The following is a 20,390-nucleotide window of genomic DNA, read 5'->3' as shown; positions in this document are numbered from 1 at the left end:
GGTGTTACTCCGACAGAACCCGCACACGGACATCGTAGGCCGTGTACTTGCGAATATTGATAACGCCCGTGTCCAGCATCAGGTACTGCCCCTTGATGCCCTGTAAAACGCCGGTTGCCACGGGCTCCTTGTCCAGGTTGTGGGTCTTGATCTTCTGTGGCCAGGTATCGACGGGATAGTCCAGGTGCCAGGCCGGGTCGTCAGCCATTTCAATGCTGCCCTGGCCATGCTCTGCCGCCAGGCGATCCAGGTCCGGCCCAATACGCTCCAGCAACCCTGCCCGCTCCGCCACCAGGTCCAGCGCCGGCGCCTCGCCCTTGAGCATGGTTCGCCAGTTGGTACGGTCCGCCACATGCTGTTTGCAGGCCACTTCCACCAGACCGGCCAGGTAGCGGGTGGCCACCCGCAGCATGGGTATCGCTGCCACGGCACCCTGGTCAATCCAGCGGGTCGGCACCTGGCTGGCACGGGTTATACCCACCTTGAGACCGGAGGAATTGGCCAGGTACACCACGTGCACGGTCATACAATGGGTTTCGCCCCACTCCGGTTCACGACAGGTACCCAGATGGTAATGGCACTTTTCCGGGCTCATGATGCAGGTGTCGCACGCGGCCAGGCGCTTGAAGCAGGGATAGCAATAACCCTGGCTGAAGCTCTTGTTGGTCTTGCGGTTACAGTGAATGCAGCGGATCTCGCCACTGTAGGAGATTTCGATGGTTTGACCCAGCATCTCATTCAGCGGCAGCTCGCTGTCTCCCACCCGGAGCCGGTAACTGACCGGCTGACCTGGCGTCGCCGGCATCTTCACCAGCCGGCCGCTGGCCTCGTGCAGTTGGTTCAAGGGTACCTCAGCTGACAATACGAATGGTCTCGGGTCCATCATCCTTGCCGGATGCATCAGAACCACAGTTGTTGCGCTCGATATAACCGACCCGGTCCTGCTCAGGGAGATTGTGGGTCTGCTCGTAGTAGATGACGGCCTCCAGGCAGGTACGGCGTTGCTGGTCGGTTACCTTGCGCCCGTCGGGCCACTTGCCCAGTTCAATGGCCCGGCGAAGGTTCTGATAGACCGTCGGATCGAGCCGTTGAATTAATTCCTCGTAAGTCATGAAAAAACTCCCGCAATGGGTTTGACAGCCTTAAACGTAAATGATTATCATTACCTCACCAAATGACGCGGTCGTTTCATTTGGTTCTCTCTCTCATCAGGAGCTTCCGAGCTCTTTTCATGCCCCGCCACTGGCGGGGCTTTTTTTGTCCCGAGGCCGGAACGGCACCGATCAGACCGCGCGTCGCTTGCCTGGCGGCGGCACCAGCAGGGCCATCAGCAAGCCACCCAGAAAGCCGCCCAGATGGGCTTCATTGGCCATGCGCCCGATACCCAGCACTTCCGGCAGGGGCGTGAACCCGATAATCATCCACACCAGCGCAAAGGTCACCAGCGCCGGGGGAAACTGGAATCGGGGCTGTCGCTGCTGGCTGAGCCAGCAATAGCCGAGTACACCGTACACCACCCCGGAAAGTCCGCCGAACAGGGGGCCAGACACCAGGTACTGGAGCGTGTTGGAGGCCAGGCTGGTCACCAGGAACAGCGCCACGAAACGCCCCTTGCCATCCATCCATTCCACCTGGCTACCCAGGAACCAGAGCATGACGGCGTTGAACAGAATATGCATCACGCTGAAGTGCAAAAAATCCGGCGTGATCAGCCGCCACACCTGCCCGGAGGCCAGGGTGTCGGTGAGCCCCTCCAGGCGGCCCTGGAAGCTCTGCCAGTCGTGGAAGCGCGGATCCACATACATGAACAGGGCCGAAACCAGGTTCTCGCCAAGACCGGTCAGCCACGCCACCACCGCGGCGATCGCAATCATGGCGAAAACCAGTGGCGCATGGCGGGGGGAGGGTTGCCAGCGCCCGCCGCGAACCGGCGCACGCCCGGCGCGATTCACGCGCTCCCGGACATCATCGTCCCCCATGTATTGCTCCAGCGCGGCCAGTACCGGCTCCGCCTGCTCCGGGTGGGCCAGCCACAGCACCTGACTGTCCGACTCCCGGGTAATACGGTGCTGTACCCCCTGCTGCCCCAGCCAGGTGCTGAACCCCGCCAGGTCTGCCTCCGGGGCCAGTTCCTTGATTCGATGCAAAGCCGTTACCTCGCCACGCTGTCTTCGGTCTGGAAGCTGCCGCTCAGTTCCGGCCGCTCAACATTCACGTAGACGAATTTTTCCGGCAGCAGTTCCTGTTCGCCGTCCATGCGGTAGGCCACCAGCTTGCCGTATTTCACTGCACTGTAATCCAGGCAGGCTACATTGGGCTTCAATGGGGCCGGCTCGCCTTCCATCCAGTAGTGCCCCACGAATACGGGCCGCTCACCTCGCGGGTAGCGCAGGATTTCCCGGCGCTCTTTCTCTGACAGCTGCCGGCGTGCCACCTCTTCCGGAAGCGGATCCGGCTGGAACACCACATCACCATAGGTGCGGGGATCCTCGGCCCAGAACTTGGTGCGAAAGAACTGGCGGGTATAACCATCACGCCCGGTGATTGACGTGCCGTCGGGCAATGGCAGGTCGGTTCCCCTCAGCAGGGTGTCCATGACCTGGCCGGCAAACGACTCGATGGCCGCAGAGGCATGGAGGAAATCCTCGTCGATATAGGGGCTGCCCTGGGTCTGCAGGAACTGGCGAATCAACCGCTCGTCCCAGCAGGCATGGACCGCCCGGAATTCCTCTTCCTCGATAAACAGGGGGAGCTCGTAGAACCACTCCAGGAACTCGTTCCACTCATGGGGGTAATGATCGAACTGTTCCAGGGTTTCCCGAATCAGCCGGTCGTGACGGGCATTGTGCTCCCGCAGAAAGGTCTTGCCACTGCCGGGCCGGGCCCGGGTGCAGTAGCCCAGGGCGTTGTATTCATGGTTGCCCATGACAATCCGGGCCGAGCCATGCTCTACCATGTCCCGGACCAGGTGCAGGGCTTCGCGGATACGGGGGCCGCGATCGATAATGTCGCCAATAAAGATGGCCTGCCGCCTTGGGTGCTTGTAGATACCGTTAACCCGGCGGTACCCCATCTGGTCTAGCAGGTTCTCCAGGGTCCTGGCGCAGCCATGGATATCGCCGATAATGTCGTAGCCTCGTGAGGACGGGCGTGCACTTGCCATGATCAACTCGCTGTTATCTCGCTGGCCCAACCGAGTTTCTCACGGCAGGTGGCGTAGAAATTGTGATCCTTCGGGTGTATCAGACGGATCTTGAAAGGCTTCTTGGTGATTCGGATGATGTCCCCCGGGGCACAGGCAATGTCCATCTGGCCGTCAAAACTGATCTGGGGATATGTCTCGTTAGTGTCACCAATCACCAGCTTGATCTCGCTCTTGCCGTCTACCACGATCGGGCGGCTGCTGAGTGTGTGGGGAAACATGGGCACCAGCACGACGGCATCAAGCTTGGGGTGCATAATGGGGCCGCCGGCCGACAGTGAATAGGCGGTGGAGCCAGTGGGGGTAGACACGATCAGGCCGTCTGACCGCTGACTGTATACAAAGTGCCCGTCGATGTAGAGGTCAAAGCCGATCATCCGGGTGGACTTGCCCGGGTGCAGCACCACGTCATTGAGGGCGCTGCCAAAACCCAGGGGCTGACCGTCCCGCTCCAGGTTGCCGTCCAGCAGGAACCGGCTCTCCTCGATATATTCGCCCTGCAGGACCTTACCGAGGCGCTCTTCCATATCTGACGGCGAAATATCAGTGAGAAAGCCCAGCCGGCCCCGATTCACCCCCAACAACGGAATCTTGGACTTGGCCAGCTCCCGGGCAGCCCCCAGCAAGCTGCCATCACCACCGACCACGATCACCAGGTCGCAGATCTCACCCATGAGCTTCATGCTGGCCACTTGCAACCCGTGGCCAGGCAGCATGCCAGCCGTGTTCTGCTCGAGGATAACCTGGTAGTTCTCGCCAAGCAGGTGACTGCGGAGGGCTCGCAGCGTCTCGACCACCTTGACGCTACCCATGCGGCCGATAACACCGATATTCCTGAATTGATCCATTAAATCTCTCAGTCTGGTCAGTGGCGCGGATGAGCCCCTGACCAAAACCGGACCTGGTCAGAAGCATCTGACCATCTTAACGAATTACGCCACGATTCTGAAAAGGATTGTCGGTACAGAGCGCGAGATTCTCAGCGGGCATGCTTGTCGCAACGGTCATGGACTCCTGGCTGGAAATCGGCTGGCTGACTGATTCTCATCACCGGCTGACCGCAGACCCCTCCGTCCTCGGGGTCCCGGACGCGACAGACCGGGTTGTCATAGTGGTCCAGCCAACGACGGTAATCCGGCTCTGACAGACCACATTTCTCAGCGGCATAGCCTGTCGGGTTGTCAAAGTAACGGCCCAGGTCGTCGAATGGCAGGGTCAGGTGCCCGACGCCAGCATGGTACCCGACCAGGAACACTTTCTGCTCCTTCAGCTGCCGAACGAGGCTGTCTTCGTCTGGCGCCAGGCTTCGGGCCTCTGCCAGGGCGGCTTCCAGCTCCTGGTTAATGCCGGACTGGTGGTCCAGTTCGCGCTGCTTGCGGTCGAGCTGCTCCCGCAGCAGGACCACTTCGGCCTGCGCCGCCTCTTCAAGCCCCGCCGGTGCACCTGATACGACTGCCTGGACCTCTTCCAGCTGCTCGCGCAACTCTCCCACCTGCAGGCCCCGGCGCTCAAGGCGTTTCTTCGCCTTGCCGGACTCCAGCCTCGCCCGCTCCAGCTGTCGCCCCAGTTCGGCCTTTTCTTCCTGCCAGGCCTGGCGCTCTAGGCGGTGTTCCCGTTGCATTGCCATCAGGGAGTCCTGGTGGGCGCTCTGCAGTGTCTTGATGCGCAGGCGCTGCTCCCGGATGATATGGGCCAGTCGATTCCGCTGGGCAGTTGCCTCCTGGCTAGCTATATCGGTATCAGGCTTTCCCAGAACCGTGTGCAGCACCGGAATCTGGTCATCCCCATCGGTTCGGCGCCTGTATTTGAGATGATTGGCGGCTGCGGCCTTGCGGATAGACTGGAAATGGTTGGAACCCGGGGTCATATCAGGGTCCCAGAGCTCGGACCGGAAGCGCTTTTCCGGGCAGAGACTGCGGCAAACCAGGCGAATCGGCCCCGCCCCCATATCCGGGCCGGCACCCCCCTTGCCAACCAGGGACTCTACCGGGATGTTCCAGTGGCTATCGGCCCGCCCTTCCTCGTCAAAATAGATCCGGAAGAACACCAGCCCGCGCACCAACAGGTCATCACCTAACTGAACGAAGACAGCCTGGACATCCGTATCGGCCAGATCAGATAGCCCGACATAACCATCAAGAAAGGCATCAAACTCGGTGGCTCGCATCTGGCGGGCCACGTCGACTCCGTCCATCAGAAAAACCGCAGCGTATCCGTCCTCTGCTGGATCAGCCAAAGCCATGCGACGCCTCCCCGAGCATTACCTGAGTTACCAACCGGGCCGTTAACCAAAAACGTCACAGCCTTGCACCTGAGGCTTCAGTGTGCAGTCTGTGACGCATTTTAGCCAGATGCGCCGCCCTGCGGCAGCGCAGATCTGTACGTTTTTGTGACTGAGTGCCACCCGGCAGGAAACGGCCCCGGGGGTGGCTATAACGTCACAGTGCGGCGGCGAGGCGGCTGCCCTGATCAATAGCGCGCTTGGCATCCAGCTCTGCGGCCACATCCGCGCCGCCGATCAGATGCACTGGCAACCCCGCAGCTTCGAGACCTGCCTGCAGCTCCCTCAACGGCTCCTGACCAGCACAGATAACAACCGTATCCACGTCCAGCACCCTGTCCTGGTCGGCACCGTCCTTACCCGCGAAGGTAACGTGCAGCCCTTCGTCTGCGATGCGACGGTAGGTGACACCCGGCACCATATGAACGCCCTTCATCTTCAGTGCAGACCGGTGAATCCAGCCGGTGGTCTTGCCCAGCCCCTTGCCAACCTTGGAAGCCTTGCGCTGAAGCAGCCAGATCTCCCGGGCAGGCGGCGTCACGTCCGGGTCAACCCCTTCAACACCACCACGGTGCTCGACCGAAAGGTCCACACCCCACTCCTTCATGAAAGCCTGCTTGTCCAGCGACACCGACTTGCCCTGATGGACCAGGAACTCCGACACATCAAAACCAATACCGCCGGCACCGACAACCGCTACGCGCTTGCCCACCGGCTTGCGCTCCATCAGGGCATCGATATAACTGATGACCTTCGGATGGTCGATACCCTCGATTTCCGGGGTGCGGGGCTTGATGCCGGTAGCCAGGACAACTTCGTCAAACCCGCCCTGTGTCAGCATTTGTGCATCAGCTCGCACGCCGAGCCGAACGTCCACCGCCAGCTTCTCCAGCATGACCCGGTAATAACGCAGGGTCTCGTGGAATTCCTCCTTGCCCGGAATGCGCTTGGCCAGGTTGAACTGACCACCGATTTCATCGGCGGAGTCCATCAGCGTCACCTGGTGGCCCCGCTGCGCGGCAGCGGTGGCAAAGGCAAGCCCCGCCGGACCGGCGCCGACGACCGCCAGCTTCTTCGGTTGCTTTGCGGGCGTATAGTTCAGCTCGGTTTCATAGCACGCACGGGGGTTCACCAGGCAGCTGGTCAGTTTGCCGGAGAAGGTATGATCCAGGCAGGCCTGGTTACAGCCGATACAGGTATTGATTTCATCTGCCCGGTCTTCCGCAGCTTTCCGGACAAGGTCCGAATCGGCCAGGAAGGGCCGCGCCATGGACACCATATCCGCCTCGCCGGAAGCGAGGATCTGCTCGGCCACATCCGGCATGTTAATGCGGTTGGTGGTCACCAGCGGAATGGACACCTCACGCTTCATGCGCGCGGTGACTTCGGTAAACGCACCCCGGGGGACGGAAGTGGCAATGGTCGGCACACGGGCCTCGTGCCAGCCAATGCCCGTATTAATAATCGTTGCACCAGCCTGCTCGATGGCCTTGCCCAGCTGAACCACCTCTTCCCAGGTGCTGCCCTCTTCCACCAGGTCCAGCATCGACAGACGGTAGATAATAATGAAGTTCGGCCCCACCTTCTCCCGCACGCGGCGGACAATCTCGATGGGCAGGCGGATACGGTTCTGGTAACTGCCACCCCACCGATCGGTACGCTTGTTGGTGCGCTCAACGATAAACTGATTGATGAAGTAGCCTTCGGAGCCCATGATCTCAACGCCGTCATAATCAGCGCGCTGGGCCAGTACAGACGCGGTTACATAGTCATCGATCTGCTTTTCGATGCCCGCATCGTCCAGCTCATTGGGCGTAAACGGGTTAATAGGCGCCTGCACAGCTGACGGAGCTACCGACTCGGGATGGTAGGCGTAACGACCGGCATGGAGGATCTGCATACAGATCTTGCCGTCGGCCTCATGCACGGCCCGGGTAATCACCTTATGCTGGTCGGACTCTTCCTCGGTGGTCATCTTCGCCGCACCGGGCCCTACCGAACCCTCAACGTTCGGACCAATACCACCGGTCACGATCAGGCCAGCACCACCCCGAGCCCGCTCGGCGTAGAAAGCCGCCAGGCGCTCAAAACCATTGGGGCGCTCCTCCAGGCCAAGGTGCATGGAACCCATCAGGGTCCGGTTACGAAGGGTGGTAAACCCCAGGTTCAGGGGCTCAAGAAGGTGCGGGTAGCGGGCTTTGCCCGGCTGTGCGGAGGTCGTCATTTCGGGTCTCTCTATTTTTTAGTCGAAGGGCAACTATGGAGTTCGAGGGCCGGTGCCGGGAGCAATGTTCCGGGACCTTCAAAAACAGGGACGTTTTTGAAGAGCCTACATGGATGTATTCACGGCGTGTCCCGGAACATTGCTCCCGGTGGCGGCCCTTTCACCCGAACCTGCAGTCCTGCGAAAAGAACCCAGGCCCAAGCCAGCGCTGCCAGTGCCCGACTAAAGTAGAGATTTGCTCGCAAGAGCTCAAGAGCAGAAGAGAAGTTTCCGGAACAAAAAATCGGCCACCTTCCGGCAAAACTCCCGGAATGGCGATCAGAAATAAAAGGAAGAAAACAGAAACAACAAGAGGAGAAAAAAATGGCGGAGCGGACGGGACTCGAACCCGCGACCCCCGGCGTGACAGGCCGGTATTCTAACCAGCTGAACTACCGCTCCGCGCTGGGTTGCCACGAACCTGGAACCGAAGGATACGATTCCAGCTGAACAGTCTGCCTGACTGCTCTGTGACAACGAGGGCGCATTATATAGATGCCTCCCGGCATGTCAACGCTTTCCCGAAAACTTTTCGAAATTAGTTATCCCTGCCTTGTGGGGCCACCGGCAAGGTAAAATAAAACACCGCCCCGGCGCCGTCCGGACGCTCGAACCCGATCTCACCACCCTGGGCCTGGATCAACGACCGGCACAACGTCAGACCGATACCCATACCCTCCTTCTTGGTGGTGAAGAACGGCAGAAACAGCTTCTGCTCGGCGTCCTCAGGAAGGCCTTCACCATGATCGCGAACATCAATCCGCACCGTATGCTCATCAAGCATACGGGCAGCCACCCTCACTGGCTCCCGTGACTCCGCGCTGCGAGTAGACTCCAGCGCGTTACGAATCAGGTTCAGGGCCACCTGCTGAACTTGCACAGGATCGGCCACCACATCCGGCACATCGTCAGCCACCCGGATCTCGACGCCGCCATCATTATTACGGGCATCGACTTCCGCAAACTGGCGGGTTTCCTCCAGCAGCCCCCCTACCGACAGCACTTCCTTACCTATGGCGGGCTTGCGCACGAAACCCCGTATTCGCCGCACCACCTCGCTGGCCCGATGAGACTGGGCCTCAATCTTTTCCAGGGTCTGGGAGAGCAACTCAGGGTCCGGATCGTCGGTACGCAGCATGCGTAAGGCTACGCGGGCGTAGTTGGTAATCGCAGTCAGGGGCTGGTTCACTTCATGGGCAAACCCAGCCGCCATCTCCCCCATGGTGGCCATGCGAGAGGCATGGGCCAACTGGTCACGCTGCTCCTGGACCAGGTTGCGGGCATCCTCAAGGGCCTGCTCGCTTTCCAGCTCCGTCGTGATATCACGGAAGACCACTACCGCGCCGGTGAGCTGACCGCCCTCTTTCTTGGGGGTCGCCCGATATTCCGCCGGGAAGGCTGAGCCGTCCGCCCGATAGAGGGTTACATTGCGCTGATGTTCCGCGATCCCCTGACTGCAGGTAGCCTGCACAGGCAGCAGACCGGGATCCGGCTCTTCACCGGCATCACCGGACTCCTGCCACAACTCGCCGGAACATGGGCGGGGCTGACGGAAATGGAACTCGAAGAAATTCCGGCCCACAAGCTCTTCCACGCTGCAACGACTGATCAAGCCCGCAGCAGGATTGGCAAAGGCGATGTTGCCCTCGGCATCGAGGCCATAAATGCCCTCGCTGATGGCATTGAGAATTCGAGTCTGGTCACTTTCCAGCTCACGGTTTCGTTGCTGCAGGGCGCGCTCGAGGCGGATCACCCTTGCATGGGTACCGACCCTTGCGATGACTTCCTGGGCCTGGAACGGCTTGGAAATATAATCCGCGCCACCAAGGGAAAACCCCCGCAGCTTGGCATCAACATCATCCAGTGCAGACAGGAAGACCACGGCAGAGTCTGCGGTGGCAGGATCCGCCTTGAGACGCTCACAAACCTGGTAGCCATCCAGGTCGGGCATCATGATATCCAGCAGTATGACTTCCGGATGGTGGCGCTGGGCCAGGCTCAGGGCCTTTTCACCATCATTGGCGATCAGCAGACGGTAGCCCCGGTCCTTCAGTGTTTCGTAAAGGACCTTGAGATTCTGGGCGTTATCGTCAACGAGTAGTACCGTAGGCTCGGTACTGGCCTGATCAGTCATAGGTTACTGCCGGTTGAAAGGGTACGGAGATGATGGGCCGTATTTCATCCGACGTCGATAAGGTCCTTTACGGACAACACCATGCGCACCAGGTGTGCCAGCGAGTGCGTGCCCATCTTGTGCATTACCCGGGACCGGTGGATCTCCACCGTACGCTGGCTGATATCCAGCTCGATGGCGATGACCTTGTTGGCCTGGCCGGCAATCATCCGCTCCATGATCTCGGTTTCACGGGGCGTCAGGGTCTTGATCTTGCGGACGATCTCCTGCCGCTCACCGAGGGTCTTGCGCTGTTCCTGGTCCTGCTCCAGCGCTGACTCGATCTTTTCCAGCAGGGCTTCTTCACGGTATGGCTTCTGGATAAAGTCCACGGCGCCCTCTTTCATGGCGTCCACGGCCAGGGGCACGTCACCGTGGCCGGTCACGAAGATGATGGGCAACAACGAATGGCGGCCATTGAGCTTTTTCTGGAGTTCCATGCCGTCCATACCAGGCATGCGGATATCCAGTACGATACAACCGGCCATCTGCTCGGAATAATCGCCGAGAAAGTCGGTGGCGCTGGGGTAGGTTTTCACCTGCTTGCCATCGGATTTCAGCAGCAATTCCAGTGAATCGCGTACTGCCTCATCATCCTCGACCACGTACACGGTTTGCTGGATATCGGTCATTGTTGTCGCTCCTGTTATGGTTGGCCCTGCCGTAAACCGGGAACACGCCGGAAAATCCGGGACTTATCCGGGCATTTCCAAGAGGTTAATGGATCGTGGAGTCCTTTGCAGCCCCTGAGTGTCCTTCATGCTCCTGTCGCTCATGCTCCCGCATATCTGCCAGCCGCCTGGTGATCGTGGCGAAGACCGTACCTCTCGGGTAATTACCCTTTCGGTCCACACGACCGGCCGGCTTGCCCAGCAGCAGCTCAATGGCCTCCTCCACTGAGTGCACCGGGTAAACATGGAACTGACCTTCCCTGACCGCGTCAACCACGCGGCTGTCGAGCATCAGGTTCTGGACATTGGTGGCCGGGATGATCACACCCTGGGTGCCGGTCAGCCCCTTGATCACGCAGGTCTCGAAGAAGCCTTCGATCTTTTCGTTTGCACCGCCGATCGGCTGGATCTCGCCAAACTGATTCATCGAACCGGTGATCGCCATATCCTGGCGGACCGGAATATCAGACAGGGCCGAAACCAGGGCGCACAGCTCTGCCACTGAGGCACTGTCACCGTCTACCTCGCCATAATTCTGCTCAAACGTAAGGCTGGCTGACAGGTGCATGGGGTCCTTGCGGGCAAACCGGGAAGACATCCAGGCACTGAGGATCATTACGCCCTTGGAATGGATATTGCCGCCAAGCTTGACGTCCCGCTCGATGTCCATGACGTCACCGTCTCCGTAGTAACAGGTCGCGGTCACCCGGTTGGACAGACCAAACTCGAAGCCGCCCGTGGACAGCACCGACAGCGCGTTCACCTGCCCGATACGCTTGCCTTCCGTCGTCACCAGCGTGGAACCATCACGGATCGAGTCGTAGAACTGATCCCGAATCCGGCTGCTACGGTACTGGGCACTGGCCAGGGCCTGCTCCACATGGTCGGCGTGTATCAAGCGGGCACCGGCCTGCCGGGCCCAATAATCTGACTCCCGTAACAGGTTGGCAATATCGGCGGCGTGAAGCGACAACCGGCCCTGGTGCTCCGCGGTACGTGAGCTGTATTCGATGATCCGGGCCACGGCCTTGCGGTCACAGTGCAGCAGGGATTTCTCGTGTACCAGGCTGGCAATGAACTTGGCGTAGAGCACCTGGCTTTCCGGTGTTCGCCGCATTTCGTTCTCGAAATCTGCCGTCACCCGGAACAACTCGGCGAATTCCGGATCGTATTCCTGCAGCAGCATCCAGGTTTCCCGGTCGCCAAACAAGACGATTTTTACGTCCAGGGGGATCGCTTCCGGCTCCAGTGAGATGGTGCCGGAGAGGGTAAGCTCCCGCTCCAGGGAGTTAATCATGATGGACTTGCTACGCAAGGCGCGCTTGAGACCATCCCATACGAAGGGCTGCTCCAGCACCTTGATGGCATCCATCAGCAGATAGCCGCCGTTGGCACGGTGCAGGCTGCCCGGGCGAATCAGTGAATAGTCGGTGAACACGGTGCCCTTGAAGGTAACATTCTCCACGTAGCCAAACAGATTGTGGTAAGTGGGGTTGTCCTCCACGATCACAGGCACCTCATCAGTCTTCTGGTGAACCAGCAGGTTAACCAGGTAGCGCCGGGGCATTTTCTTGTCCAGTGACGCGTAGGCGATGGCGGCCTGCTCCTCGTTGTCGTCGAGGAAAATATCCAGGTTCTCTGCCAGGTCTTCGCGAACTGCTTCCAGGTAGGCGACCACGTCGGGCAGGCTTTCATAGCGGGCGGTCAGCTCGTCAATCTGGTGACCAGAGATGGACTCCAGGGTCTCCTGGTTCAGGGACTGCTGCTTTTCCGCGTATTCCTGCTCCCAGTCGGCGATCTTTCTTACCGCCTGGCGCAGTTTCTTCTCAAGCTTGTTGATCTCATCTTCAAACTTGTTGCGCTGGGCCTCGGTTAGCTGGGCGAAGCTCTCGGCTGTGTGGGGCTCTTCACCGTTCATGGCCACCAGTCGATAGCCACCGGGCGTGGTCAGGGTCAGGCTCACCTTCTTGCGCTTGGCCTGGTTAGCGACTTTCTCCAGTTCATCTTCCTGCTTCTTGCCATACTCATTCTTCAGCTGCTCGGCCCGCTCAAGGAAGTTGTCGCTGTCGAAGGTCTGGGGGATCATCTTGACCAGCCGGGACATGAGCTTCTCCATATCCTGCTTCAGGTTCGCGCCTTCCCCTGACGGCAGTCGCAGCATCCTGGGTACCCTGGGGTCATCGAAATTGGCGACGTAACACCAGTCGTGGATTCGGTGCTCTTTATCCTCATGGTGTTCCAGGTAGCGCAACATCATGGTGCGCTTGCCCAGCCCATTGCGGCCCACGGCGTACACGTTATAGCCCCCATGAGGCATGGAAAGCGCAAAGCGGACGGCTTCCTGGGCGCGGTTCTGACCCACGATTTCAGCCAGGGGATCCAGCTGTCGGGTGGTCTTGAAGGGGAGGTCCTTGAGTACGCAAGCCTTGTAAAGCTGATTCAGGGGCAATGCCTTCAAAGTGATGTCCTGTTGTTGCCGGTCGGGGTGTCAGGATACGGACGGAAATTTCCGCCCCGGAGAACCCGCCATTGTAGGACGTTGGAGAACAACTGTCGCGTTCCGTATCGGAACCCTTCCGGACTGTGAATAAACTCACATTTATTGATTAAAGATTAATCATAGGAGGCCGATAGATTATCAGGAAGTGCGTTCATTATGGCCGACCGCAACCGTCGGCTTTCCGCTCTCGGAGGGAACGACCTGGCAGGGAGAAAGGCTTGTGGACATTCTGAAAACGCTGACCCATTCACTTTCAGCGCTGGACCGCACAAAGAAAACGCCGGCAAAGGAAGTTGTTCGAATAAGGGAAGCCCCACCAGCGCCGGCAAAACCGGCAACTGACCGGCGAGTACAGCCAGATCGGCGCCGTGGCCAGTTACCCTTCGATGGCCCGGACCGGCGGCGAAAAGCCAGTCGGCGGAGGCCCAGGTTACTGAACCCCAGGACCCGCCAGCCTGCGGAGCTGGAAGACCGCCGGGGGCGCAATATCAGCACCAGCGCTTAACCGGGCACAACCCGGTCAAGGCCAGGCCAGCTGCCCTGGTTGCAACTGAAGGTCAGAGCAGGCCAGCGTCCAGGCTGGCCGCCATGGTCATGCCCAGGTCGCGACACTGCTCCACGAATTCCTCACGGAATTCGCCCCGACACAGCAGGGGCTCCTGCACCTGCCGCCAACGCAGGCCCGTGGTAATACTCTCAATGGCACGATGGGTACCCGTACCATCGTGGCCAGCACGGATATAGAAGGTAAAAGGCAACGCCTGGGTTTCTTCGAGGCAGGGGTAATAACTGCGGTCAAAGAAATCCTTCAGGGCACCACTCATATACCCGAGGTTCTCAGTGGTACCGAGCAGGATGGCATCACACCAGAGCACATCCTCCGGCCCTGCGTCCAGCGGCGCCAGTACCCGGACTTCGACATTCTCGATGTCCGGGTGACCAGCACCCTCCGCCACCGCATCCCGCAACTTGCGGGTATTTGGCGAAGGGGCGTGGGCCACGATCAACAATTTCCTGGTGTCTCCCATGGCACCCTTTCTCCAGTTAACCCGGCGAAACAATCAGCAACGAATCAGAGCAGCTCGTCGTTGGTCTCTTCCGCAGCCACTTCTGCCGCAGCCTTGTCCTTTGGAACCGGCTTGGGCATCAGCTTCTCACGGATGCCAGCCTCGATCTCGGTCGCCACCTCAGGGTTTTCTTCCAGGAACTTGGCGGCATTGGCCTTGCCCTGACCGATCTTGTCGCCTTTGTAGGCGTACCAGGCACCGGACTTGTCCACAAAGCCTTCTTTAACGCCCATATCGAGCACTTCAGCCATGTGGTAGATGCCCTTGCCGTACATGATCTGGAACTCGGCCTGCTTGAAGGGCGGCGACACCTTGTTCTTGACCACCTTCACCCGGGTTTCGTTACCCACTACCTCATCGCCTTCCTTCACGGAGCCGATGCGACGGATATCCAGGCGAACGGAAGAGTAGAACTTGAGGGCATTACCACCGGTGGTGGTTTCCGGGCTGCCGAACATCACGCCGATCTTCATACGGATCTGGTTGATAAAAACCATCAGGCAGTTGGCGTGCTTGACGTTACCAGTCAGCTTGCGCAGGGCCTGGGACATAAGGCGTGCCTGCAGGCCGACATGGCTGTCGCCCATCTCGCCTTCGATTTCCGCCTTGGGGGTAAGCGCGGCAACCGAGTCGACGATGATCACGTCTACAGCGTTGGAACGAACCAGCATATCGGCAATTTCCAGGGCCTGCTCACCGGTGTCCGGCTGGGAAACCAGCAGGTCGTCCACATTCACGCCCAGTTTCTCCGCATAGATCGGGTCCAGGGCATGCTCGGCATCGACAAACGCGCAGGTTTTACCCTGCTTCTGGGCCTCCGCGACGACCTGGAGAGTCAGCGTGGTCTTACCGGAGCTCTCGGGGCCATAGATTTCGACGATACGACCATAGGGCAACCCGCCGATACCCAGGGCCACATCCAGCCCCAGTGAGCCGGTAGACACGGCCGGGATGGCCTCCCGGGGCTGGTCGCCCATTTTCATGACGGCGCCCTTGCCGAACTGACGCTCGATCTGGCTCAGTGCAGCACTCAGTGCTTTCTTGCGATTGTCTTCCATCGGTGCAAACCCTCAATAGTCCTGACCGGTTACTGTATACTTGAACAGTATTAAAACACAGTCGTGGCGGCAGACCAACCCCTTTCCCGGAAAGCCGCCATATCAGCCACTTATGCCTTGTGCAGGTAATCCAGCAGTCCCTGCAGGGCATAGACAACGCTCTGTCGGCGCACGGCATCCCGGTCGCCGTCAAAGTGGCATTGCTGCGCGACAATACCGCTGGCGGGCGCCCCCCACGCAAACCAGACCGTTCCTACCGGCTTGTCCTCAGTGCCTCCCCCCGGGCCGGCAACGCCGCTGGTGGCAATGGCATAGTTGGCACCAGTTGCCTGGACGGCACCTGCCACCATCTGTCGCACCACCGGTTCACTGACCGCGCCATGCTCCGCCAGTATCTCGGATGGCACGTCCAACAGGTCACATTTCATGCTGTTGCTATAAGTGACAAGTCCCCCCAGGACATAGGCCGATGAGCCGGCCCGGTCCGTCAACGCCTTCGCCATCCAGCCACCGGTGCAGCTCTCGGCGGTTACCACGGTTTCGCCTCTCAGGGAGAGCAGGTCACCCAGTTGCTGCACCGTTTGTTGCAGGGTTGTTTCCTTGAGCATTCACACGCCTCCTCATTTCATCCGCTGGCCGTTTCTCTTACAATCCGGTGGCCTGCCCGGGCCGGCCCCGGTGCCGTGTTTATTCAGTGACGGCACCATCCGGTGATTGTCCGATTCTACACGGGCAGCAATCAGACTCCAGACAGAGACCGCACAACTTTAACCGGACGTTTTCATGTCGGCAGCCCAGAACGACCAATCCCAGCATACTCCCATGATCCGCCAGTACCTCAAGATCAAGGGTGAACACCCCAATGAACTGCTGTTCTACCGAATGGGGGATTTCTACGAGCTGTTCTATGAGGACGCCAAGAAAGCGGCTGAACTGATCGACATCACCCTGACGGCCCGGGGCCAGTCTGGCGGCAGTCCGATCCCCATGGCGGGCGTCCCCTACCATGCTGCCGAGAACTACATCGCTCGCCTGGTGCGGAGCGGGCAATCCATTGCCATCTGTGAACAAGTTGGCGACCCGGCCACCGCCAAGGGCCCGGTGGAACGCCGGGTGGTGCGCATCATCACTCCCGGCACCCTCAGCGACGAGGCCTTCCTGGAAGACCGCAGAGACAATCTGCTATTGGCGATCCACCACAGTCGAGGCAACTTCGGCATAGCTACCCTGGACATTTCCAGCGGGCGCTTTGCGGTGTCTGAGATCGAGGGGCTGGACGCCCTGCAGGAAGAAATCCAGCGCCTCAGCCCGGCGGAAGTGCTCATTAGCGAGGACTTCCCCTACCCGGACGTGCTGGAGGGCCTCAACGGGATAAGGCGCCAGGGGCCCTGGCTGTTCGAGGGTGACACAGCCCACCGGTTACTCACCCAGCAACTCCAGGTGCGCGACCTTACCGGCTTCGGCTGCGAAGACCTTACACTGGCCATCTGCGCCGCCGGTTGCCTGCTGCAGTACGCCCGGGAAACCCAGCGCACAGCCCTGCCCCATATCCGCAAGCTCACCCGCGAGCGGCGGGAAGACGCCGTGGTGCTGGACGCCACCAGCCGCCGCAACCTGGAGATCGACACCAACCTGCTGGGCGGCCACCAGCACACACTGGCCTGGGTCATGGATCGCACCGCCACCGCCATGGGCGCCCGGCAGCTCCGGCGCTGGCTCAACCGGCCGCTGCGAGACGCAGAACAGGTGCGCCAACGGCAACATGCGGTCGCTGCCCTGCTGGACGGTTTCCATTACGAACCCGTGCACGACTTGCTAAAAAAGGTAGGCGACATTGAACGTATCCTGGCCCGGGTCGCCCTGCGCTCAGCCCGCCCCCGGGACCTGGCCCGGCTTCGGGATGCCTTCGCCGCCCTGCCCGATCTGCAACGGGCCCTTACCCCGGTGAACTCCGATCACGTCGTTGAACTGGCGAACACCATCAGCGAATACCCGCAACTCAGCGAACTGCTGGAGCGAGCCGTCATCGACAATCCACCCGTGGTCATCAGGGACGGCGGCGTGATCCGTGAAGGCTACGACGACGAGCTGGATGACCTCCGCAACATCAGCGAGAACGCCGGCCAGTACCTGCTGGATGTGGAGACACGGGAGCGGGAACGGACCGGTATCAGCACCCTGAAGGTGGGCTACAACCGGGTGCACGGCTATTACATCGAGATCAGCCGGGCCCAGTCTGACCAGGCGCCGGTGGACTACATACGCCGCCAGACCCTGAAGAACGCCGAGCGCTTTATCACCCCGGAGCTCAAGGAATTCGAAGACAAGGCCCTGAGCGCCAAGAGCCGCGCCCTGGCCCGGGAAAAAGGCCTCTATGACGAACTGCTGGAGCGCCTGGCGGAACAACTGCCTCACCTGCAGGACAGTGCCCAGGCGCTGGCAGAGCTGGACGTGCTGGCCAACTTCGCCGAGCGGGCCACCAGTCTTCGACTGACCGCACCCGGGTTCCGCGAACAGCCCGGCCTGGATATCGACGCCGGTCGTCACCCGGTAGTCGAGCAGCTGCTGGACGAACCCTTTGTCCCCAACAATGTGTTGATGGACGAGCAGCGGCGAATGCTGGTTATCACCGGCCCGAACATGGGCGGTAAGTCCACTTACATGCGCCAGACCGCCCTGATTGCCTTACTCGCCTACTGCGGCAGCTTTGTTCCTGCTGACCGGGCCGTGCTGGGCCCGGTGGATCGAATTTTCACCCGCATGGGATCTTCTGACGATATTGCCGGTGGCCGCTCAACCTTCATGGTGGAAATGACAGAAACCGCCAATATCCTGCACAACGCCACCGCTCACAGCCTGGTGCTGATGGACGAAGTGGGCCGGGGCACCAGCACCTTTGATGGCCTGTCCCTGGCCTGGGCGACCGCCGAGCACCTGGCCCGGGAAATTGGTTGCTACACCCTGTTTGCCACCCACTATTTCGAGCTGACCCAACTGGCTGACCAGTTGGAGCACGCCGTCAACGTGCACCTCACCGCTACCGAACACGAAGACAGCATTGTCTTCCTGCACACGGTGCATGATGGCCCCGCCAGCCAGAGTTATGGTCTCCAGGTGGCGCAGCTGGCCGGGGTGCCCCATGGCGTTATCCAGCATGCCCGCCAGCAGCTCAAGCGACTGGAAGGCGAAAACGACGCTCCCGTAACTCTCGCAGGTCCTCCGGCTACCCCAAAGACACCACAGTCGCCAGACTCAGAAGTATTCCAGGGCGATATGTTCGCAAGCCTCGAACCCAGCGCGGTGGAACGGGCACTGGAATCCCTGGACCCGGACAACCTGACCCCTCGCCAGGCCCTGGAGCACCTGTATGAGTTGCGCCGGATGCTGAAAACGTGAGATGCGGATCATAAGGTTATAGCCCCGTGACGCTTGCGGGGCACGTGGCCGCTCCCTACAATATCGGGCGCCGATTATTAACGATCAGAAAAAGGATGGCCGCAATGGTCTTCGCCAGGCAACGGCGGATATCCGGGACCATCCCACTGATGAGATTGACCACCAGACCAGGAATCCGACTATGACCTTTGTGGTTACCGACAACTGCATCAAGTGCAAATACACGGACTGCGTTGAAGTATGTCCGGTAGACTGCTTTTACGAAGGCCCGAACTTTCTGGTGATTGACCCGGACGAGTGTATCGACTGCGCCCTGTGCGAGCCTGAGTGCCCTGCAGAGGCGATTTTCTCGGAGGATGAGCTGCCGGCCGGACAGGAGCCCTTTATCGAGATAAACGCCGACCTCGCTGGCAAGTGGCCCAACATCACCGAGAAAAAGGACCCGCTTCCGGACGCTGAAGAATGGGACGGCAAGCCAGACAAGCTGCAATACCTGGAGCGCTGATCAGGCACCGGTTTTCGACCGGCCTGCCTGGCCACACCAGCACCAGAAGGGGAGCCCGCGGGCTCCCCTTCTGCGTTTACCGGGCGGGCATCGGCGCCCTGGTGGCGCTAACGGTCAAAGTCGTGATCTTCCGCTGCCAGTGACAGACAGATGCTCCCCGGCCCCAGGTAGATACTGCTGGTGATACCCATTCGGGACAGCAACAACGTCACTCCGTTTTCTTCACAGCAACGCCGCAGGCGATCCAGGCCAGGCAAGGCCTCGATTTCCTCCCAGGACATACCGCAGGACATGGACACGGCAGGTGTCAGCAAGCCAGCCTTGATGCGACGGATCGCGTAGTCCATAACCTTCTCCACCGCAGCATCCATGGACCGGGTCTTGGCTACCGGTCGGGCCACTACGCCCTGCCCCCAGATAATCGGGGTGATATTCAGGGCCTTGCCCAGGAACGCCACCACAGCGGAAACACTCTTGTCGCCACGGCGCCGGGCCCGCTCGCGGATATAGTGGAGGTCACGGGGAACCACACAGGTCCACAGGTTGGCAGAAAACCTCTCCACCTCGTGGCGCAGCGCGTTCTTGCTGAGCCCCTTGCCGAGCAAGCCAACCGTATAGGCTGCCAGCAGACCCTGTCCGGCAAACAGCTGACCACTGTCAATCACGCGCATGGTGAAGTTGCCCTCGATGCCGGCTTCGTCCCTCACGCTGCGGGCCCGGGCCATTACCATGTTCATGGCTTCAGTGGCGTGACTGTAGATCTGGCTGCGGGTGCGATCTACCGTCTCACAGATTGCCACGTCGTAGTTGGGAACCACCTTTTCAAGGAACAGGTCACGGATCTGCTCAGCGGAGAAGGCCTCGGTTTCAGCGTGGTGACCCTTATCCAGCAGGCCCTGTCGATAGAAATCCTCGGTGGTTTCAGGATTGTGGTCGTCGACAAAGGTCTGGCCGTCGATCCGCGCCGTCAGGGGCAGGATGAACAGGCCATTTTCATGGATAAAGTCGTGGGGCAGATCGCAGGCGGAATCGACGATTAATCCAACTTTCATGGGAATCTCCAGTCTTCGGGCCCCTGAAATCCCGTGATGGCAGGCATTGTGCCGGGGCCACTCATTGTTATTGGTGGTAACTCGTTATTGGGGGTATCTACACCAGCACCATAGCGCACTCAGGGAGCAATTCGAACGGTCGATGGATATTTCCAGGCACAGCCCCGGAACACGACAATCTTTAACCTTCCCGGCCGGGGAGCGGCCTCTGACAGGACAACC

16 protein-coding genes and 1 tRNA gene are annotated in these 20,390 nt (G+C 60.1%); 2 read left to right on the top strand and 15 right to left on the bottom strand.

Going from position 1 to position 20,390, the window contains the following annotated elements; translation table 11 throughout:
• Positions 1–4: 4 nt before the first annotated feature.
• The 14 genes from MLC59_RS13245 to MLC59_RS13180 form a co-directional block, all read right to left on the bottom strand.
• Positions 5–883 (bottom strand): DUF2797 domain-containing protein, encoded by an 879-nt coding sequence (locus tag MLC59_RS13245; RefSeq protein WP_427901728.1) that lies wholly within the window; start codon positions 881–883, stop codon positions 5–7.
• The gene (locus MLC59_RS13240; RefSeq protein WP_248234847.1) at positions 852–1,112 is read right to left on the bottom strand and encodes a YeaC family protein; all 261 of its coding nucleotides are present in this window, start codon (positions 1,110–1,112) and stop codon (positions 852–854) included. The genes MLC59_RS13245 and MLC59_RS13240 overlap by 32 nt, the downstream gene beginning before the upstream one ends.
• 171 nt (positions 1,113–1,283) lie before the next feature.
• On the bottom strand, positions 1,284–2,147 hold the full coding sequence (locus tag MLC59_RS13235) for a rhomboid family intramembrane serine protease (RefSeq protein ID WP_248234845.1): 864 nt from the start codon (positions 2,145–2,147) through the stop codon (positions 1,284–1,286).
• Between the two features lie 5 nt (positions 2,148–2,152).
• A complete protein-coding gene (locus MLC59_RS13230; RefSeq protein WP_248234843.1) occupies positions 2,153–3,163 on the bottom strand; it encodes a metallophosphoesterase in 1,011 nt (336 codons plus the stop codon).
• A 2-nt stretch (positions 3,164–3,165) separates the two neighbouring features.
• The gene (locus tag MLC59_RS13225) at positions 3,166–4,050 is read right to left on the bottom strand and encodes an NAD(+) kinase (RefSeq protein WP_248234841.1); all 885 of its coding nucleotides are present in this window, start codon (positions 4,048–4,050) and stop codon (positions 3,166–3,168) included.
• 131 nt (positions 4,051–4,181) lie between these two features.
• Positions 4,182–5,444: a DNA repair protein gene (locus MLC59_RS13220; protein WP_248234839.1), complete on the bottom strand. Its 1,263-nt coding sequence runs from the start codon at positions 5,442–5,444 to the stop codon at positions 4,182–4,184.
• 196 nt (positions 5,445–5,640) lie between these two features.
• Entirely contained in the window at positions 5,641–7,707 is a 2,067-nt protein-coding gene (locus MLC59_RS13215) for an NADPH-dependent 2,4-dienoyl-CoA reductase (RefSeq protein ID WP_248234836.1), read from the bottom strand.
• Positions 7,708–8,071: 364 nt separating this feature from the next.
• Positions 8,072–8,148, bottom strand: a tRNA-Asp gene (locus MLC59_RS13210).
• Between the two features lie 136 nt (positions 8,149–8,284).
• Entirely contained in the window at positions 8,285–9,880 is a 1,596-nt protein-coding gene (locus MLC59_RS13205) for an ATP-binding response regulator (protein WP_248234834.1), read from the bottom strand.
• Positions 9,881–9,924: 44 nt separating this feature from the next.
• Entirely contained in the window at positions 9,925–10,551 is a 627-nt protein-coding gene (gene fixJ, locus MLC59_RS13200) for a response regulator FixJ (RefSeq protein WP_248234832.1), read from the bottom strand.
• A gap of 85 nt (positions 10,552–10,636) precedes the next feature.
• On the bottom strand, positions 10,637–13,048 hold the full coding sequence (locus MLC59_RS13195; RefSeq protein ID WP_248234831.1) for a Lon protease family protein: 2,412 nt from the start codon (positions 13,046–13,048) through the stop codon (positions 10,637–10,639).
• A gap of 599 nt (positions 13,049–13,647) precedes the next feature.
• Positions 13,648–14,118 (bottom strand): flavodoxin family protein, encoded by a 471-nt coding sequence (locus MLC59_RS13190; RefSeq protein WP_248234830.1) that lies wholly within the window; start codon positions 14,116–14,118, stop codon positions 13,648–13,650.
• Positions 14,119–14,162: 44 nt separating this feature from the next.
• Positions 14,163–15,215, bottom strand: a complete 1,053-nt coding sequence (gene recA, locus MLC59_RS13185; RefSeq protein ID WP_248234827.1) for a recombinase RecA — start codon at positions 15,213–15,215, stop codon at positions 14,163–14,165.
• 110 nt (positions 15,216–15,325) lie between these two features.
• Positions 15,326–15,823, bottom strand: a complete 498-nt coding sequence (locus MLC59_RS13180; protein ID WP_248234824.1) for a CinA family protein — start codon at positions 15,821–15,823, stop codon at positions 15,326–15,328.
• 175 nt (positions 15,824–15,998) lie between these two features.
• On the opposite strand from MLC59_RS13180, the gene mutS reads away from it, so the two are divergent.
• On the top strand, positions 15,999–18,611 hold the full coding sequence (mutS, locus tag MLC59_RS13175) for a DNA mismatch repair protein MutS (protein WP_248234823.1): 2,613 nt from the start codon (positions 15,999–16,001) through the stop codon (positions 18,609–18,611).
• 181 nt (positions 18,612–18,792) lie between these two features.
• On the top strand, positions 18,793–19,116 hold the full coding sequence (gene fdxA, locus MLC59_RS13170) for a ferredoxin FdxA (protein ID WP_091849422.1): 324 nt from the start codon (positions 18,793–18,795) through the stop codon (positions 19,114–19,116).
• A 107-nt stretch (positions 19,117–19,223) separates the two neighbouring features.
• Here fdxA and MLC59_RS13165 read toward each other — a convergent pair whose 3' ends face one another.
• Positions 19,224–20,168, bottom strand: a complete 945-nt coding sequence (locus tag MLC59_RS13165; RefSeq protein ID WP_248234819.1) for a DegV family protein — start codon at positions 20,166–20,168, stop codon at positions 19,224–19,226.
• Positions 20,169–20,390 lie beyond the last annotated feature (222 nt).

Origin of the sequence: Marinobacter bryozoorum (genome assembly GCF_023156245.1) — a bacterium.
GTDB lineage: Bacteria > Pseudomonadota > Gammaproteobacteria > Pseudomonadales > Oleiphilaceae > Marinobacter > Marinobacter bryozoorum.
Note: the sequence above shows the minus strand (reverse complement) of the source record. Positions and strands in the feature narration are given on the sequence as shown.

Bases quoted from the DNA above. Each gene is read 5' to 3' on its own strand.
- MLC59_RS13240 (WP_248234847.1), bottom strand. From the start codon at position 1,112: ATGACTTACGAGGAATTAATTCAACGGCTCGATCCGACGGTCTATCAG.
- MLC59_RS13165 (WP_248234819.1), bottom strand. From the start codon at position 20,168: ATGAAAGTTGGATTAATCGTCGATTCCGCCTGCGATCTGCCCCACGAC.
- MLC59_RS13190 (WP_248234830.1), bottom strand. From the start codon at position 14,118: ATGGGAGACACCAGGAAATTGTTGATCGTGGCCCACGCCCCTTCGCCA.
- MLC59_RS13230 (WP_248234843.1), bottom strand. From the start codon at position 3,163: ATGGCAAGTGCACGCCCGTCCTCACGAGGCTACGACATTATCGGCGAT.
- MLC59_RS13245 (WP_427901728.1), bottom strand. From the start codon at position 883: ATGGACCCGAGACCATTCGTATTGTCAGCTGAGGTACCCTTGAACCAA.
- MLC59_RS13180 (WP_248234824.1), bottom strand. From the start codon at position 15,823: ATGCTCAAGGAAACAACCCTGCAACAAACGGTGCAGCAACTGGGTGAC.
- mutS (WP_248234823.1), top strand. From the start codon at position 15,999: ATGTCGGCAGCCCAGAACGACCAATCCCAGCATACTCCCATGATCCGC.
- recA (WP_248234827.1), bottom strand. From the start codon at position 15,215: ATGGAAGACAATCGCAAGAAAGCACTGAGTGCTGCACTGAGCCAGATC.
- fdxA (WP_091849422.1), top strand. From the start codon at position 18,793: ATGACCTTTGTGGTTACCGACAACTGCATCAAGTGCAAATACACGGAC.
- MLC59_RS13225 (WP_248234841.1), bottom strand. From the start codon at position 4,050: ATGGATCAATTCAGGAATATCGGTGTTATCGGCCGCATGGGTAGCGTC.
- MLC59_RS13205 (WP_248234834.1), bottom strand. From the start codon at position 9,880: ATGACTGATCAGGCCAGTACCGAGCCTACGGTACTACTCGTTGACGAT.
- fixJ (WP_248234832.1), bottom strand. From the start codon at position 10,551: ATGACCGATATCCAGCAAACCGTGTACGTGGTCGAGGATGATGAGGCA.
- MLC59_RS13220 (WP_248234839.1), bottom strand. From the start codon at position 5,444: ATGGCTTTGGCTGATCCAGCAGAGGACGGATACGCTGCGGTTTTTCTG.
- MLC59_RS13215 (WP_248234836.1), bottom strand. From the start codon at position 7,707: ATGACGACCTCCGCACAGCCGGGCAAAGCCCGCTACCCGCACCTTCTT.